This window comes from Bacillus siamensis, assembly GCF_051628075.1.
Taxonomy (GTDB): Bacteria; Bacillota; Bacilli; order Bacillales; family Bacillaceae; genus Bacillus; species Bacillus siamensis.
The window spans coordinates 2,823,498-2,839,654 of sequence record NZ_CP155579.1; the positions used below are offsets into that span (position 1 = coordinate 2,823,498).

The following is a 16,157-nucleotide window of genomic DNA, read 5'->3' on the forward strand; positions in this document are numbered from 1 at the left end:
AAGGGATGCCGCTTTCGGCGTCCCTTTTTGTGATCACTTGGCAAGCTCATAAATGGCTTCGGCGTATAAAGCGGTTGACCGGAGAAGGTCATCAATTTCGATGTACTCATCCTTTTGATGCGCGCTGTCAGGCCGGCCGGGAAACAGCGGCCCGAACGCCACGCCCGCCGCAAGGGATCTCGCATACGTTCCTCCGCCGATTGAAATCAAATCCGCTTTCTTTCCCGTCTGTCCTTCGTAAACCTTTTGAAGCGTCTTTACGAGCGGATGATCGGCAGATACGTGGTGCGGTTTGCTGTCTTTAAATTCTTCAAGCCGGAATTCAGCAGCGGACATAAAGGCATCACGAACCGCTTGGCTGTCCGAAGTGACGGGATAACGGATGTTGATGCCGAGTTCTCCGCCCTCACCCTTTTTGTATGTAAAGGTGCCGACATTCAATGTAAGCTCTCCGCTGATGTCATCCCTGCAATCAATCTTCAGCTTTTTGCCCCGTGTATCATTTGAAAAATAGTCACTGACAGTTTTGACAAAGTGTTTTCCGGCTTCATCCAGTTCCGTTCCGTTAAGGCATTCAGCAAGCTTTAAGCCGGCATTGATACCATTATTCGGTTCCATCGCGTGGCATGATTTTCCGAACACCCGAAGCGTCAGTTTTCCGTTTTCCGAAACCGCTTCACCTTGTGTTTTTGACTGCTCCAGCCAGTTGCTGAAATATGCGTGCACGGCATCCAGACCGGCCCCTTCAATGACCGCTTCAGCCGCATCCGGCACCATGTTCAAGCGCAGCCCTGAACGGAATGACAGAAGCCCGTTTTTTGCGTCTTTGTCAGAAGTTCTTTTTGCAATACGCAGTGACGCATCTATCATTCCTTTTTCCGCGTTAATGATCGGAAAATCGGCGTCAGGGGCAAATCCGATGTCAGGCATTTTTTCGTGTTTGAAATAGTGGTCCACGCATCTCCAATCACTCTCTTCATCTGTTCCGATGATGATTCTCACGCGTTTGGATAAAGGCAGCTGCATGTCTTTGACGATTTTCAGCGCGTAAAACGCCGCCATTGTCGGCCCTTTATCATCAATGGCGCCTCTGGCATATATCCGGCCGTCCCTGATTTCGGCTGAAAACGGATCGCTCGTCCAGCCGTCTCCGGGCGGAACGACATCGACGTGGCACAGAACGCCGACAATTTCGTCACCCGTTCCCCACTCAATATGGCCCGCATAGCCGTCAAGATTTTTGACGGTGAAGCCTTCTTTTTCGCCGAATTCCAGCAGTGAAGTCAGGCTGGCATTGACGCCTTCTCCAAACGGCCGGCCGGGGCCGGCTGTTGATTCGTCCATCACGCTGTTGATCTGTAAAAACTTCTGCGTGTCACGGACGAGATCTTCTTTGTTTCGGATAACTTCAACTTCCCAATTCATCACAAATCCCCTTTCTTGATAAAGACTTGCAAAATGTTCATAAAACGAATAATATAGATGATGTTTTGAAAAAATGTTCGTCATTGGAGGTACTTATGTTTCATCTCGACAAGCATCAAACGACAATAAAAAGAGAAATTACCGCGGGACTGACCACCTTCTTTACAATGGTGTATATCATTGTCGTCAACCCGGTGATCCTTTCAAATGCGGGAATTCCGTTTGACCAGGTGTTCACCGCCACGATTATCGCTTCCATTGTCGGAACTTTATGGATGGCTCTCGCTGCGAATTTTCCAATCGCCATTGCCCCCGGCATGGGCTTAAACGCGTATCTCGCCTTTCATGTCGTCGGCGCAGGCAGCGGCATTTCGTATCAGACGGCTTTCAGCGCCGTATTTATCGCGGGAGTCATCTTTATCATTTTATCGTTAACGCCTTTAAGAAAACAACTAATAGAAGCCATTCCGGACAATTTAAAATACGGCATTACGACCGGCATCGGCTTATTTATCGCGTTTATCGGCTTGCGCCAATCCGGTATCATCACGGCTGATAAATCTAATTTAGTCGCACTCGGCGATCTTCATTCGCCTGCCGTCATTTTAACGCTTATCGGGCTTATCATCAGTATCGTGCTGATGGTGCTGAATGTAAACGGAGCTCTGTTCATCGGTATGGCGCTGACCGCTATCATTGCCTTTTTGACCGGTCAGATTCATTTTACAAAAGGGTTCATGTCCTTCCCGCACCTGCCTGAGGGACTTTTAATAACAAATCCGTTCGGAGCCCTCGGGGATGTCGTGCACCACGGTCTGTACGCCGTTGTGTTTTCTTTTCTTCTCGTTACGATTTTTGACACGACCGGCACCATGATCGGTGTCGCCGAACAGGCGGGATTGATCAAAAACAATCAGCTGCCGAATGCGAGAAGAGCGCTGTTAGCTGATTCGACCGCTACGACGGTCGGAAGCATCTTCGGCACCAGCCCGACGACCGCGTTCGTTGAATCTTCAGCAGGGGTGGCCGCCGGCGGAAGAACGGGCCTGACGGCGCTGACGATTGCCGTTATGTTTGCCGTTTCCATGTTTTTCAGTCCGCTTGTCAGCGTCTTATCAGAAGTGTCAGCCATTACGTCACCGGCTCTGATTATTGTCGGCAGCCTGATGATGGGGGCGGTGTCGAATATCCGCTGGAATGAGCTTGATGAAGCATTCCCGGCCTTTCTCGTCATTTTGGCGATGCCTTTGACATCCAGTATTTCAACCGGAATCGCGCTCGGCTTCATTTCATACCCGCTTGTGAAGCTCGCTAAGAAAAAATGGCGCGAAATCCATCCTTTAGTCATCATCTTTGCGGTGCTGTTTTTTATTCAGCTTTTTATTTTGAACGGACATTAAAAAAATCCCTTTCCTTTTTCGGAAAGGGATTTTTCACATATAGAGGGCGGAAAAAACCGCAGCAATGAGGCACCATCCGGAACAGATGATTTGAATGAGGGTTAATACGCTGTTTCTTGCCCGGAAATAGTCATCACTGTCTTTTTCGATACCGCTTAAAACCGGTTTGTCCGTGATCCGGTCAAAGAGAAGCGACGCGGCATATCGGCTGACCAGTGTAAATAAAATGAGGGCTGCCGGCTTCAGCAAAAGCGGAAGAACGAGAATAAGAGCCGTAAAAGCCGCGGTTAAAAGGTAAAACTGCCGGAGATAACCGCCGTTTCGGATCAGCACTTTAAAAAACAATTCTTTCCACGCCGTATACGCCGACCGTTTTGTAAAGATGTGCTTTGAGCCGGGATATAAAAACGGCTTGCTCCGCCCTTTCTTTTTCACATTCGGCAGCTGCACATCATGGCTGAGCATCAAAACAAAGGCGGCGAATGAAAGCTTGCGCCTGTTCTCCTCAAGCACTTCTTCCTCAAAAGCCGATAAAGACTCCGCTTCTTTCCAAGTCAAAACAACGGAGCAGATGAACAATATACATCCTGCCGGCCAAAGCCAGTACCACTCGGCGGCAAACCGGATCATGAAACACGCGCCCGCCAACAGAACCGCCGCTTTCAGCCAGCCTGCCGCCTGATTTCCGAATGTCTGCCGTCTGATTTTTCTTTGCCGATGCACTGCCAATATCGCGGCATGAAAGCCGGACAGACAGCAAAAAATGCCTGAATATGCCGAAAAGATGCAGTCACCGTACTGGCGCCATAAGGGAAATAACAGTACGGCAAGCACGCCCCATTTGATAAGTGAAAGGAACATCGAATACAAAAGCGCGTACCGTTTCAGCTTTTTCATCAAATATTTTGCATGCACCAAAAACACGTGATCCGCTTCCAGCAAAAAGGTATGAATAAAACCGGTGCACAACAGCAGGATACTGAAGACATACAGCCAGCCCCAGCCTAATACTCCTGCCGCTCCATTAAGAAGCCCCCTGCCGTTCAGCCATTCAGCATATTGATAAACGGCAAATGCGGCAGCAGGAAGAACGATATACAGCGCGACCGTCCAATCAATGACCGTCTGAAACACCTTCCATTGATACCGCCAAAAATGAAACAGCCTTTGAAAAAACAAAGCCCGCCCGGTCATCGCTGACTGCTCCGAACCGCTGAATAAAAGCAATCTAACAATGAACGGCTCCCCGTATTTTCTTGAAGCTCCGCTAACGTGCCTTGAAGAAGCAGAGCGCCCTGATCCAGCAAATAAAACCGGTCGCAGATTTTTTCGGCGGTATCCAAAACATGGGTGCACATCAGAATACCCGCGCCCCTTTCCTTCTCAGCAATCAGCATGTCGGTAAACAGCTTCGTTGAGATCGGATCAAGCCCGATAAACGGCTCATCAATGATGTAAATATCCGGCTTCGCCAAAAACGCCTGTATGAGCATCAATTTTTGCTGCATCCCTTTTGAAAAACCGGAAGGCAATTCGTGTTTTACCGCCGTCAATGAAAATTCATCAAGCAGCTCCCCGGCCCGCTCACGGCACTCTCCGGCTTCTATCCCCCGCAATGACCCTGTGAGTTCAAGATGCTCCCAAAGCGTCAGTTCTTCATAAAAACTCGGACGCTCCGGTATGTAAGCATAAGATGAATCATTCCATTCAATTCCGCCTTCTATATCCCTGCACAGCCCGAGAATCGCCTTAATCACCGTACTTTTCCCCGCTCCGTTTGCCCCGATTAACCCGGCGATTTCCCCCGCGCTGACCGACAGAGATATATTCGAGATCACCTTCGGCCTGTCAGCATAACCGGCGCAGAGGATATTTGCATTCAATAAGTCTCCCAAGCTTTCTCCCTCCCCCGTTTTCATACGAACACGTATAAAAAAAGTTTCAGTTTCCATAATAATAAAAGCGGGCCGGGCATAGTAATGCACCAAGGCGGCGCTCAATTGGAAAAAATTATCTGCGCTTATTCCTAGATTCATGTCCGCCATATCGTGTATAATGGAGGCAGTTAAAAGAGAAAAAAACAGAATGTCTGCCTTTGTTGCTTATTCGTACGAAGTTTTAGAGTCGAAAGTTGTGGTATATCAAGTCCATCCGATCTTATGATAGGGAGTGGTTTTTTGAAACCTTCAACAAATCGTATGCTGACTCGGATTAAATCAGTTTACATGTTCATCCAGGAAAAAGGTCTTGTGACGACACAGGAACTGGTTGATGAATTCGGCATTACACCTAGAACCATTCAGCGAGACTTAAATGTGTTAGCATACAATGATCTTGTTCATAGTCCTAGCCGAGGCAAGTGGGAGACAACACGAAAAAAAGTAAAAATTACATCTTAAGCGAACAATTACATAAGGCCCTTTTCGGCCTGACATGCTGCAAGGCAAAGCAGCGTCTTTGCCTTGTTGTTTTTTGTTCCTCTATATAAAAAGCCCAAAACAAATTTGTTTTGGGCTTTTCTGATATCGATTACACTTCAGTATCTTTCAGCGCTGCGAGCTCTTCTTCAGTCAGCTCGCGAAACTCTCCCGGCTTAAGCTCCGGATCAAGAGAAACAGCCCCCATCGAAAGCCGTTTTAAATAAGCCACTTCATTTCCGACAGCCTTTGCCATCAGCTTCACCTGATGATATTTGCCTTCTGTAATGGTCAAATGAATGACCGTTTCATCCGGGCTTTCAGTGATGATTTCAACGGCGGCCGGCTTCGTCTTATAGCCCCCTTCAATGACGACGCCCTTTTCCAGATTGATGATGTCTTCCGGTGACAGAGGTGATATTAACCGGACCTCGTATGTTTTAGGCACGTGCTTTTTCGGAGAAAGCAGACGATGAGCGAGCTGCCCGTCATTGGTCAGAAGCAGAAATCCTTCGGTATCCTTATCAAGACGTCCCGCCGGAAACGGTTCGAATCTCTGTTCTTCGGGCGTCAGCAGATCAACGACCGTTTGCTGGCGGCTGTCTTCTGTAGCGGACAGCACTCCTTGCGGCTTATTCATCATGACATAAATAAATTCCCGGTAGTCTGCCGGCTCTCCGTATACCGTGATGTCCTGTTTATCCGGATCGACATGGGTTTTCACATCTTTCGCCGGCTCTCCGTCAATCATGACAGCCCCTGCCTTGACGATTTTTTTCACATCTTTTCTTGAGCCGAATCCGCTGTTTGAAAGCAGCTTATCAAGTCTCATCCTGATCCTCTCCTTTAAAAAGAAAAGCCCGCAATAAGCGGACTGTTCATTATTCCTCAATGGGCGGAATGCCTGCCTCTTCTTAAAACCCGCGGCAGACGGTTTCCAAACATTTTCTGCAAAAATCCGATGCGGTACGCGGCAAACATGTACACCGCACCGCCGACAGCGGCACAGACAAAGACGACAATCGCCGCATGCAGCTGGCCGCTTTGGTACGTTACGAAGAAACTGAGCAGCCATTGAGTCAGCTTGACCGCGACTCCCATTACAACGGATAAGACCGCAATTAAAATGACCCGCTTCATAAGCACCGTATACGAATAGCCCGCATGGCGCTTAATCATAATAAAACCGTACAGAAGAGAAGCAATATAACCGAGCGCCGTTGCCAATATGGCGCCGTCTCCCTGAAACAGTTTGATCAGCGGCACGTTCAGCACCACTTTTATAATGACGCCGATAAAAAGGCTCACGACCGCAAATTTCTGCTTATTAATCCCTTGCAGGATCGCGGCGTTTACTGTAAACAGAGAAAACAAAATCGCAACAGGCGCGTACCAGAACAAAATATCCTGTCCGATATCCGGACGAAGGCTTTCAGAACCGTAGAAGAACGTATAGGCCGGCCCCGATAACACGGACATCCCGACAACGGCGGGAATAACCAAAAACAGAATGATTTGCATCGTCTGGTTAATCTGCTGGTTCAAAAGCTTATAATTCCTGCTCGTAAACGATTCAGTAATCGTCGGAATCAGCGTCAGACCGAAAGCGGTCGCCAGAGAAACCGGGATCATCACAAGCTTCGGCACATAGAGGGTGACAATCGCCAGCATGTCCTGGCTGATGTCCTTATGGCCCGCCGCAATCATCGCTTTATTAAACGTATTCGTATCGATATAAGAATACAAAGGAATCGCCAGTCCGACAAAAACGTAAGGAGCGGCATAGCTGAAAAGCTCAATAAACATTTTTTTATAGCTTAAGTTCGCTGACGGGACAAGGTTCGGCTTCATCGCCAGAAGATCGCCCTTCCGCTTATTCCAGTAAATATAAAGGACGACAAGCCCTCCGAATGATCCGATCAGCGCTGCGAAAGTCGCATATCCGACTGCGATGACAAGGCCGCCGTTAATCACTCTTAAAATCAAATATGTTGCGCCCAATAAGAAGATGATCCGGGCAAGCTGTTCCACAACCTGAGAAACGGCTGTCGGCCCCATCATCTGGTGGCCTTGGAAAAAACCGCGTACAAGACTCATAATCGGCACGACCAAAAGTGCCAGACTGACCATCCGGATGACATAAACGACGTGGTCAATCGTAAGCCCGTTGTTACTTGCGCCGCCGAGAGATGTTTCCGCAAAAAACGGCGCCGAAATATAAAGAATCGAAAAAGCGATCATCCCGGTAACGAGCATAACCGACATTCCCGCTCTCAGCATCCGCCTGCTCGTCTCATAGTCTCCTTTGGAATTATATTTCGAGACAAACTTTGAAACCGCGGCGGGAAATCCCATCGTGGCAATGTTTAAAAACAGTGTATATTGATTATATCCGTATTGAAACAAAGCTCCGCCCGTCGCTCCGACCATCGCTCCGAACGGGATCAGATAAATCATCCCTAAAATCCGCGATATATAGGTGCCGAGCGTCAGCACGAACGTGCCCCTTAACAATTTGCTTGACATGTTTCCTCATCACCATTTTCTACGAAGATTCAACTTTTCTATTTTAACACAACTGGGCAAATAGACGGTAATAATTACAGCGGGAAACTTTTTGGGAAGCTCTAAAAAAACAAAACACGTTTAAGGATTCCCCTTCTTTCGCTATAATAGCAGGAAGCGGACATTTCCGCCTATTATACGCGAAAAAGAAAGTTGTTGATGAAATATGAAACATTATGACGTGATTGTGATCGGCGGCGGCCCGTCCGGTTTAATGGCTGCCATTGCCGCAGGTGAAAAAGGGGCAGATGTTCTATTAATTGATAAAGGAAACAAGCTGGGACGGAAGCTGGCGATTTCCGGCGGCGGGCGCTGCAACGTGACCAACCGCCTCCCTGTTGAAGAGATTATCAAACATATTCCCGGCAACGGCCGCTTTTTATACAGCGCATTTTCCGAATTTAATAATGAAGATATCATCGCCTTTTTTGAAAACCTCGGCATTCAGCTGAAAGAAGAAGACCACGGGCGCATGTTCCCGGTGACAGACAAAGCGCAAAGCGTTGTCGATGCGCTTTTGAACCGTTTAAAAGAACTGAATGTCACCATCCGCACAAATGAAAAAATAAAAGAAGTGCGGTACGAGAATGGCAGAACAGCGGGCATTACGACAAACAATGACGAACACATTAACGCACGCGCCGTCATTATCGCGGTCGGCGGAAAATCAGTCCCCCATACAGGCAGCACCGGAGACGGCTATGCCTGGGCGGAAGCGGCCGGGCACACCGTGACTGAACTCTTTCCGACAGAAGTGCCGGTTACATCGTCAGAACCGTTTATTAAGCAAAAAACCCTTCAGGGGCTGTCTCTTAGAAACACGGCCGTCAGCGTCCTGAATAAAAAAGGCAAACCTGTCGTCACACATGTGATGGACATGCTGTTTACCCATTTCGGCTTGTCAGGCCCCGCCATTCTCCGCTGCAGCCAGTTTGTCGTCAAAGAACTGAAAAAGCAGCCAGAGGTCAAGCTCCGCATTGATCTGTTTCCCGGTATCACCGAGGAAGAGTTGTTTCAGCGGATGCACAAGGAGCTGAAAGACACGCCGAAAAAAGCGCTCAAAAACGCGCTCAGACCATGGATGCAGGAACGGTACCTGCTTTTCCTTCTGGAGCGGAACGGCCTTGATCCTCAGATCAGCTTCACGGAGCTGCCGAAGGATCAATTCAGGGCGTTTGTCAAAGACTGCAAACAATTTACGGTTTCAGCAGACGGAACGCTTTCTTTGGACAAAGCGTTTGTCACGGGCGGCGGTGTTTCCGTAAAAGAGATTGAACCGAAACAAATGGCGTCTAAAAAAATGGAGGGCTTATATTTTTGCGGGGAAATCCTTGACATTCACGGCTACACCGGAGGCTATAATATCACGTCAGCCCTTGTTACGGGCCGTCTCGCCGGCTTGAATGCAGGACGTTACTCACACTCGCTGTAAAATGGTTTTAAGCACATTAACCTGAGCGCCCCACCAAAAACATGATAGAGTTTTCTGCGTTTTGTTTCACCTGATTGAGGGAATAGGAAGAAAAGGATGATCTGCAATCGTACGATCATACTAAAGCAAATGGCGTATTGAAAAAATAGTCAGAGGGTGAGAACGGTTGAAGAAAAAGAATATCTCCAGTGTTTTTTGGATTGTGATCGTTATCACAGCCGCTACGGTTTTATGGGGAGTTATTTCACCTGACAGCCTGCAGCAAGTGACAGATACGGCACAACGTTTTGTTACGGATTCTTTCGGCTGGTATTATCTGCTGGCCGTTTCAATATTTGTCGGTTTCTGTCTCTTTCTCATCGTGAGTCCGATCGGCAAAATAAAACTCGGAAAACCCGGGGAAAAACCGGAATTCGGCTTATTATCATGGTTTGCCATGCTATTCAGCGCAGGCATGGGAATCGGCCTTGTATTTTACGGGGCTGCGGAACCGATCAGCCATTACGCGATCAGCTCTCCCTCAGGTGAAACAGAAACGCCCCAAGCTTTTCGTGATGCGCTCCGGTATACGTTTTTCCATTGGGGGCTGCACGCTTGGGCCATATACGCCGTCGTCGCTTTATGTATCGCATATTTTCAATTCAGAAAAGATGCCCCCGGTTTGATCAGCAGCACACTGACACCGATTTTAGGCGATAAAGTGAACGGTCCGATCGGCAAGACGATTGACTGTATCGCCGTATTTGCAACGGTTGTCGGTGTGGCGACAAGCTTGGGGCTCGGCGCGACTCAGATCAACGGCGGTCTGCATTATTTATTCGGCATTCCGAAGACATTTTCCATTCAGCTGATCTTGATCGTTGTCGTGACCGTGCTTTTCTTAATTTCTGCGTGGAGCGGAATCGGCAAGGGAATTAAATACTTAAGCAATACCAACATGGTGCTCGCGGGTATATTAATGCTTTTCATGCTCATTGCAGGCCCGACGGTGCTGATTATGAACTCATTTACCGATTCTATCGGGCAGTACATCCAAAATATCGTGCAGATGAGCTTCCGCTTGTCACCGAATGATCCCCAAAAACGCGAATGGATTAACAGCTGGACCATTTTCTATTGGGCCTGGTGGATTTCCTGGTCTCCGTTTGTCGGCATTTTTATCGCCCGTGTATCAAGGGGCCGGACCATCCGGGAATTTTTAATCGGTGTGTTAGTGACACCTTGTATATTGGCCTTTTTATGGTTTGCGATTTTCGGCGTATCTGCAATGGATCTCCAGCAGAAAGGCGTCTTCAATGTCGCCGGATTGTCGACGGATACGATGCTGTTCGGCGCTCTCAGCCACTATCCGCTCACAATGGTGACATCCGTGTTGACGCTTGTTCTGATCGCTGTATTTTTTATTACATCAGCCGATTCAGCGACATTTGTGCTTGGAATGCAGACGACTTACGGCTCGTTGGACCCTTCAAACCGGGTGAAAGTCACCTGGGGCATTATCCAGTCTGCCGTGGCAGCAGTTTTATTATATTCCGGCGGCCTTGCCGCACTGCAAAACACAGCCATTCTCGCTGCGGTTCCGTTTTCAGTCGTAATCCTTCTGATGATCGTGTCTCTGTACAAGTCATTAGCGAGTGAAAGAAAAGGAATCAAACAAGCGGAGAAATACCAAAAGCCGAGAAGTCCCCGCGTCAAAAAAGCATAATGCACAGTGAAGCCCGGCCATTCGTCCGGGCTTCTTTATTTCCGATATAAAATGAGAGCGGAAAAACAATAAAGCTGCTCACCCTCAGGATCACAGGCTGCCGCTACCGTATATTTGATATCAACGAGCTGTTCTTCAGAAATCCCCTTTAAAAATGAATTGACTTCAGTCTGCAAATCCTTCTCATGCTCCTCATCAAACACAGCTATCTTCAGCACGTCATCCTCTCCTTTCCCTATCAATTTATTCCGTCAGAAATGAATTATGATAGAGAATAAACAAGTTTTTATTTTTTACTGATCTTTACTAAAAACAACCGAAAATAGTTATTGAAAACGCTCGCAAAAATGTGACGGAGCTGATAGACGAACTCTAAATCCCGCTTGATGAATATCCGAGGAGATGCACTGAACAAATCAAAAATTGGGAAACGATGAAAGACGGCATCACCAACAATCAAAACCTCACGCATGAACGCTCGAAAGAATATGGTTCGAGAATGATAGAAGCGATGGAGACGGGGCATCCGTTTATGTTCGGCGGCAATGTGCTAAATACGGGGCTGATAGAATCTGCCGGCGAAAGCGATCGCAGAAGTGCCGTGCGCCGCCGTCAAAAATCAAATGATGCCGTGCTATTCAGGCGAACTTCCGGAACAGCTCGCGGCGCTCAACAGAACGAACATCAACACACAGCTTTTAACCATTGAAGCGGCCGTCACTTTAAAAAAGGAAGCTATCTATCAGGCGGCGATGCTTGATCCGCATACGAACGCCGAGCTTTCCATAAATGACATCATATCTTTGTGCGATGACTTATTTGAAGCGCACAAAGACTGGCTTCCGGCTTATCATTGATCTACGCGATCCGGCCCTTGAGGGGGCCGGACGCTTTATATGTTCAGCACCAGTTTGACCGTCTGTAAGGTGTGTCCTTTAAAGTCTTCTTCAAATTCACATACCCATTGAAATCCTTTAGCCTGATAAAAGGACAAGGCGGGGCGGTTCTCTTTTTCTGCATGGACATAAAGCTCTTTTATCCCGCCGGACTGTCTGATGCATTCGTTAAGAAGTGCCGTGCCTATCCCGCTTCCCTGACAATCCGGATCAATATAAATGGCGGCGAGCTCCGCTTTCCCGTCTTTTTGAACCGGGGTGGCATTTGCAAAACCGAGATGTCTTCCCTCTTTTTCTTCTGCCACAAGGAACAGTGAATGACGAAGCCGGCGTTCCATCATCTCATCATGATAGGCAGATTCGAGAAACTGATCCTGAATGTGTCTGGGGATAATCCCTTCATACGTATGATGCCAGCTTCGTTCCGCGATTTGCCGGACCTGTTTGATATCACTTGCTTTCATAGCGCGTATGACCGGTTTCACCTGATCGCCTCCCGTTTTTTCTATAAAAAAAGAAGAAAAGACGTGCATCCCTTTTCTTCTTTCACTTCACAACGTTATTTCTTCGGCTTTGTTTCGCCTTCCCATTCCAGCATTCCGCCTTCAACATTAACCGTACGGAAGCCCTGCTCATGTAAATACATACAAACGTTCATGCTTCTTTTTCCGGAACGGCAGATAAATACATATTCCTTTTCCTTGTCTAACGCATCCATCTTTTCTGGGATGTCCCCCATGCGGATATGAACAGCCTGCGGAATCATTCCTTCGGCTACTTCTTCATCTTCTCTGACATCAATCAGATACAGCTCTTCTCCCGCTTTTAATTTTTCTTCAAGTGCGGCTGTGCTGATTTCATTTATTTTCAATTTGTGACACTCCCATTCATCTTTATGGTGTAAGTATACCAAAGCCCGCGGTGCAATTTCTATGATAGAGGCCTGATAAAAAAGCCCCTCTCAGTAGGAGAGGGGCTTCGTCCGGTCAGTTTGCCACGATATTGACAAGCTTGCCCGGTACGGCAATGATTTTTCGGATCGTTTTTCCTTCAAGCTGCTCTTTTACTTTTTCGTCAGCTTGTGCGAGCTGTTCTAATGCTGCTTTATCAGCATCAGCCGGAACCATTAATTTCGCTTTTACTTTTCCGTTCAGCTGGACGACGATTTCCACTTCATCATCCACCAGTTTTGATTCGTCATAAGCAGGCCAGGCTTCGTATGCAATTGAACCTTCGTGGCCGAGTTTTTCCCACAGTTCTTCCGCCAAATGCGGCGCAACAGGAGAAAGCAGCTTCACAAAGCCTTCGACATATTCTCTCGGAAGTTCATTCGCTTTGTAGGCTTCATTAATGAAGACCATCAGCTGAGAGATGCCCGTATTAAAGCGAAGCGCTTCGAAGTTTTCTGTCACTTTCATAACCGTTTCATGATAGACGCGCTCAAGAGTTTCGCCCGCGCCTTCTGTCACTTTGCCCGTCAGCTCGCCGTTTTCCTCGATAAACAAACGCCATACACGGTCAAGGAAGCGGCGCGCTCCGTCAAGACCTGATTCAGACCAGGCGATAGAGGCGTCAAGCGGCCCCATAAACATTTCGTACAGGCGGAGCGTATCTGCTCCGTGAGACGCCACAATTTCATCCGGATTAACGACGTTTCCGCGGGATTTACTCATTTTTTCATTATTTTCCCCGAGAATCATTCCTTGGTTATACAGCTTTTGGAACGGTTCTTTCGTCGGTACGACACCGATATCATAGAGGAATTTATGCCAGAAACGCGCGTACAGAAGGTGAAGCACGGCATGCTCCGCTCCTCCGATGTAAATATCGACAGGCAGCCATTTATCCAGTTTCTCAGGTGAAGCGAGCTGATCCGGATTTTTCGGGTCGATAAAGCGAAGAAAATACCAGCAGCTTCCCGCCCATTGCGGCATCGTATTCGTTTCTCTTCTGCCTTTTCTGCCCGTTTCAGGATCAGTGACCTCTACCCACTCTTTAATGTTGGCAAGCGGTGATTCACCTGTTCCGCTCGGTTTGATCTCATCGGTTTTCGGCAGAATCAGCGGCAGCTCTTCTGCCGGAACGGCTGTTGAAGTGCCGTCTTCCCAATGAATGACCGGAATCGGCTCGCCCCAATAGCGCTGGCGGCTGAACAGCCAATCACGCAGACGGTATGTCACTTTTTTCTCACCGTTTTTCGTTTCTTCAAGCCAGGCGATCATTTTTTCAATCGCTTCCGCTTGATTCAGTCCGTTCAGAAAGCCGGAATTGATATGTTCTCCGTCTCCCGTGTACGCTTCCTCTTCCGTGTTTCCGCCTTTTACGACTTCTTTGACAGGCAGGCTGAACACTTTGGCGAATTCAAAATCGCGTTCATCATGCGCCGGCACGGCCATTACAGCACCCGTTCCGTAAGAAGCGAGGACATAATCAGCTATCCAGATCGGCAGCTTTTCCCCGTTTGCCGGGTTTACCGCATATGCGCCCGTGAAGACGCCCGTTTTTGTTTTCGCAAGATCCGTCCGTTCCAGGTCACTTTTCGCCTGAACTTCTTTAATATAAGCGTCTACCGCTTCTTTTTGTTCAGCCGTCGTGATGGCCTCCACAAGCTCATGCTCTGGAGCCAGCACGGCATAAGCCGCGCCGAACAGCGTGTCCGGTCTTGTCGTAAACACCGTGAATGTGTCGTCAGTGCCGTCGATCGCGAAATGGACGTTTGCGCCTTCTGAGCGTCCGATCCAGTTGCGCTGCATGTCTTTAATGCTTTCAGGCCAGTCAAGCTCTTCTAAATCTTCAAGAAGCCTGTCCGCATAAGCAGTGATTTTCAGCATCCATTGTCTCATCGGGCGGCGTTCAACCGGATGGCCGCCCCGCTCGCTTTTGCCGTCAATGACTTCTTCGTTCGCAAGCACCGTTCCGAGTGCTGGGCACCAGTTGACCGGCACTTCGTCTACATAAGCGAGACCTTTTTCATACAGCTTGGTGAAGATCCACTGCGTCCACTTGTAGTAGTCGGGATCAGTCGTATTGATTTCACGATCCCAATCATATGAAAAACCGAGCGATTGGATCTGGCGGCGGAAATTATCGATATTGTGTTTCGTAAACTCAGCCGGATCATTCCCCGTGTCAAGCGCGTATTGCTCGGCGGGAAGCCCGAACGCGTCCCATCCCATCGGATGAAGCACGTTGTACCCTTGCATGCGTCTCATGCGTGAAAGAATGTCGGTTGCCGTATAGCCTTCCGGATGCCCGACATGAAGGCCGGCTCCTGAAGGATACGGGAACATGTCAAGCGCGTAAAACTTCGGCTTGTCACTCTCTTCGCTGACGGCGAACGTTTTATGCTCCAACCAGTAATTCTGCCATTTCTTTTCTATTTTTTCGTGCTGAAAACTCAACGCAAAAACCTCCTTCTGATTGAATACGGCGTATGTAGTCCAAGTATTGACGGGATAAGGAAGATGATATTCAGATTATTCTAAAACTAAAAAAAACTCCCTCATCCCAAAAAGGGACGAGAGATTTTTGTTTCCCGCGGTACCACCCTCGTTAGCGCGGTTTTAAGCCGCACTCACTTGATACTTTTAACGCAGTTATGCGTCAGCGGTTTTGCCGCTGCAACTCTGAGGCGAGTTCGGAAACAGACTTGATTGACTTGCACCGGCCGTCAACTCTCTGACTGCAAAATCTGCTTCTTACTGCTCCTCTTCACTGTTCTTATCGCTACCGTAATCTTACCTGTATTTTATAGAATTCTGTTCATAAGTGCAAGCAGGTTTGTATACAATGGGAATGTACCCAGAACGGGTCATGAGCGGGGATATTATTTTGATGGAGGATTTTTTTGCTGGTGTGGTTTTGCTTCGGCCGAATCACTGTTTTGCTCCCTGACAAAATCAAAGCTCCTGAGAACAGCTTCTCCGCCGTAGCCTGCGATTATGGATAAGATGACGAGTTGAATTCCTGAATCGGGGTTAGCGGATAAGACAAGTAAGATGGAAGCAGCCATTCCGATAAAACCATCTTCCAAAAAACCGAGATAGATAAACCGCTTTGTCATTCTGGGTTTCTCCAGCCTGCCTCTCTTTTTCACATGACCGAGAACCCCCATGATTCCTCCAATTACACAAGCAATAATTACCTGATGCAGCATCTTCATCACCTTCCTAAAGCCCTTATTTAGTAAAGCGACTTCAGGCCATCCAGCCCCCTTACGAATACGATGATTTTCGATATCTACATACCGGCGAATGAGCAGGAAAGTAAAAAGCTTGTTTCTTCCATTATATGTGAACACATGATCGGTAAGCTTGA

General features: G+C 48.0%; 14 protein-coding genes, 1 pseudogene and 1 other annotated feature. Of the genes and pseudogenes, 5 read left to right on the forward strand and 10 right to left on the reverse strand.

Going from position 1 to position 16,157, the window contains the following annotated elements; translation table 11 throughout:
* Positions 1–33: 33 nt before the first annotated feature.
* Positions 34–1,425 (reverse strand): dipeptidase PepV, encoded by a 1,392-nt coding sequence (pepV, locus tag ABDB98_RS13795; RefSeq protein WP_438420418.1) that lies wholly within the window; start codon positions 1,423–1,425, stop codon positions 34–36.
* 95 nt (positions 1,426–1,520) lie between these two features.
* On the opposite strand from pepV, the gene ABDB98_RS13800 reads away from it, so the two are divergent.
* The gene (locus ABDB98_RS13800) at positions 1,521–2,825 is read left to right on the forward strand and encodes an NCS2 family permease (protein ID WP_438420419.1); all 1,305 of its coding nucleotides are present in this window, start codon (positions 1,521–1,523) and stop codon (positions 2,823–2,825) included.
* Positions 2,826–2,858: 33 nt separating this feature from the next.
* Here ABDB98_RS13800 and ABDB98_RS13805 read toward each other — a convergent pair whose 3' ends face one another.
* Together ABDB98_RS13805 and ABDB98_RS13810 are read right to left on the reverse strand one after the other, a co-directional pair.
* Entirely contained in the window at positions 2,859–4,019 is a 1,161-nt protein-coding gene (locus tag ABDB98_RS13805; protein ID WP_438420420.1) for an ABC transporter permease, read from the reverse strand.
* Positions 4,016–4,720, reverse strand: coding sequence for an ABC transporter ATP-binding protein (locus ABDB98_RS13810; RefSeq protein ID WP_438420421.1), 705 nt, complete (start codon positions 4,718–4,720; stop codon positions 4,016–4,018). The genes ABDB98_RS13805 and ABDB98_RS13810 overlap by 4 nt, the downstream gene beginning before the upstream one ends.
* 282 nt (positions 4,721–5,002) lie before the next feature.
* Between ABDB98_RS13810 and ABDB98_RS13815 the strand changes: the two genes are divergently transcribed.
* Positions 5,003–5,224: a DeoR family transcriptional regulator gene (locus tag ABDB98_RS13815; protein ID WP_003152337.1), complete on the forward strand. Its 222-nt coding sequence runs from the start codon at positions 5,003–5,005 to the stop codon at positions 5,222–5,224.
* 130 nt (positions 5,225–5,354) lie between these two features.
* Here ABDB98_RS13815 and ABDB98_RS13820 read toward each other — a convergent pair whose 3' ends face one another.
* Both ABDB98_RS13820 and ABDB98_RS13825 read right to left on the reverse strand, forming a co-directional pair.
* Positions 5,355–6,074 carry a pseudouridine synthase gene (locus ABDB98_RS13820; RefSeq protein ID WP_438420422.1) on the reverse strand — a complete coding sequence of 240 codons (720 nt, stop codon included), beginning with the start codon at positions 6,072–6,074 and terminating at the stop codon, positions 5,355–5,357.
* A 56-nt stretch (positions 6,075–6,130) separates the two neighbouring features.
* Complete coding sequence (locus ABDB98_RS13825) at positions 6,131–7,768, reverse strand: putative polysaccharide biosynthesis protein (RefSeq protein ID WP_016938523.1); 1,638 nt, start codon at positions 7,766–7,768, stop codon at positions 6,131–6,133.
* A gap of 205 nt (positions 7,769–7,973) precedes the next feature.
* Here ABDB98_RS13825 and ABDB98_RS13830 point away from each other — a divergent pair, with 205 nt between their 5' ends.
* A complete protein-coding gene (locus ABDB98_RS13830) occupies positions 7,974–9,239 on the forward strand; it encodes an NAD(P)/FAD-dependent oxidoreductase (RefSeq protein ID WP_438420423.1) in 1,266 nt (421 codons plus the stop codon).
* Positions 9,240–9,405: 166 nt separating this feature from the next.
* Positions 9,406–10,944, forward strand: a complete 1,539-nt coding sequence (gene opuD, locus ABDB98_RS13835; protein WP_438420424.1) for a glycine betaine transporter OpuD — start codon at positions 9,406–9,408, stop codon at positions 10,942–10,944.
* Positions 10,945–10,979: 35 nt separating this feature from the next.
* On the opposite strand, the gene ABDB98_RS13840 is transcribed toward opuD, so the two are convergent.
* Complete coding sequence (locus ABDB98_RS13840) at positions 10,980–11,162, reverse strand: sporulation protein Cse60 (protein WP_013353238.1); 183 nt, start codon at positions 11,160–11,162, stop codon at positions 10,980–10,982.
* 122 nt (positions 11,163–11,284) lie between these two features.
* On the opposite strand from ABDB98_RS13840, the pseudogene ABDB98_RS13845 reads away from it, so the two are divergent.
* Positions 11,285–11,801 (forward strand): annotated as a pseudogene (locus ABDB98_RS13845) (alpha-glucosidase/alpha-galactosidase); the annotation flags it as partial.
* A 35-nt stretch (positions 11,802–11,836) separates the two neighbouring features.
* On the opposite strand, the gene ABDB98_RS13850 reads toward ABDB98_RS13845, so the two are convergent.
* The 4 genes from ABDB98_RS13850 to ABDB98_RS13865 form a co-directional block, all read right to left on the reverse strand.
* On the reverse strand, positions 11,837–12,373 hold the full coding sequence (locus tag ABDB98_RS13850) for a GNAT family N-acetyltransferase (RefSeq protein ID WP_438420426.1): 537 nt from the start codon (positions 12,371–12,373) through the stop codon (positions 11,837–11,839).
* 26 nt (positions 12,374–12,399) lie between these two features.
* Positions 12,400–12,711: a rhodanese-like domain-containing protein gene (locus tag ABDB98_RS13855; protein ID WP_438420428.1), complete on the reverse strand. Its 312-nt coding sequence runs from the start codon at positions 12,709–12,711 to the stop codon at positions 12,400–12,402.
* 115 nt (positions 12,712–12,826) lie between these two features.
* Positions 12,827–15,241, reverse strand: coding sequence for a leucine--tRNA ligase (gene leuS, locus ABDB98_RS13860; RefSeq protein WP_060964509.1), 2,415 nt, complete (start codon positions 15,239–15,241; stop codon positions 12,827–12,829).
* A 109-nt stretch (positions 15,242–15,350) separates the two neighbouring features.
* Positions 15,351–15,564: a binding site (T-box leader), on the reverse strand.
* Between the two features lie 102 nt (positions 15,565–15,666).
* Positions 15,667–16,002 carry a DUF4257 domain-containing protein gene (locus ABDB98_RS13865; RefSeq protein WP_076982551.1) on the reverse strand — a complete coding sequence of 112 codons (336 nt, stop codon included), beginning with the start codon at positions 16,000–16,002 and terminating at the stop codon, positions 15,667–15,669.
* Positions 16,003–16,157: the final 155 nt, after the last annotated feature.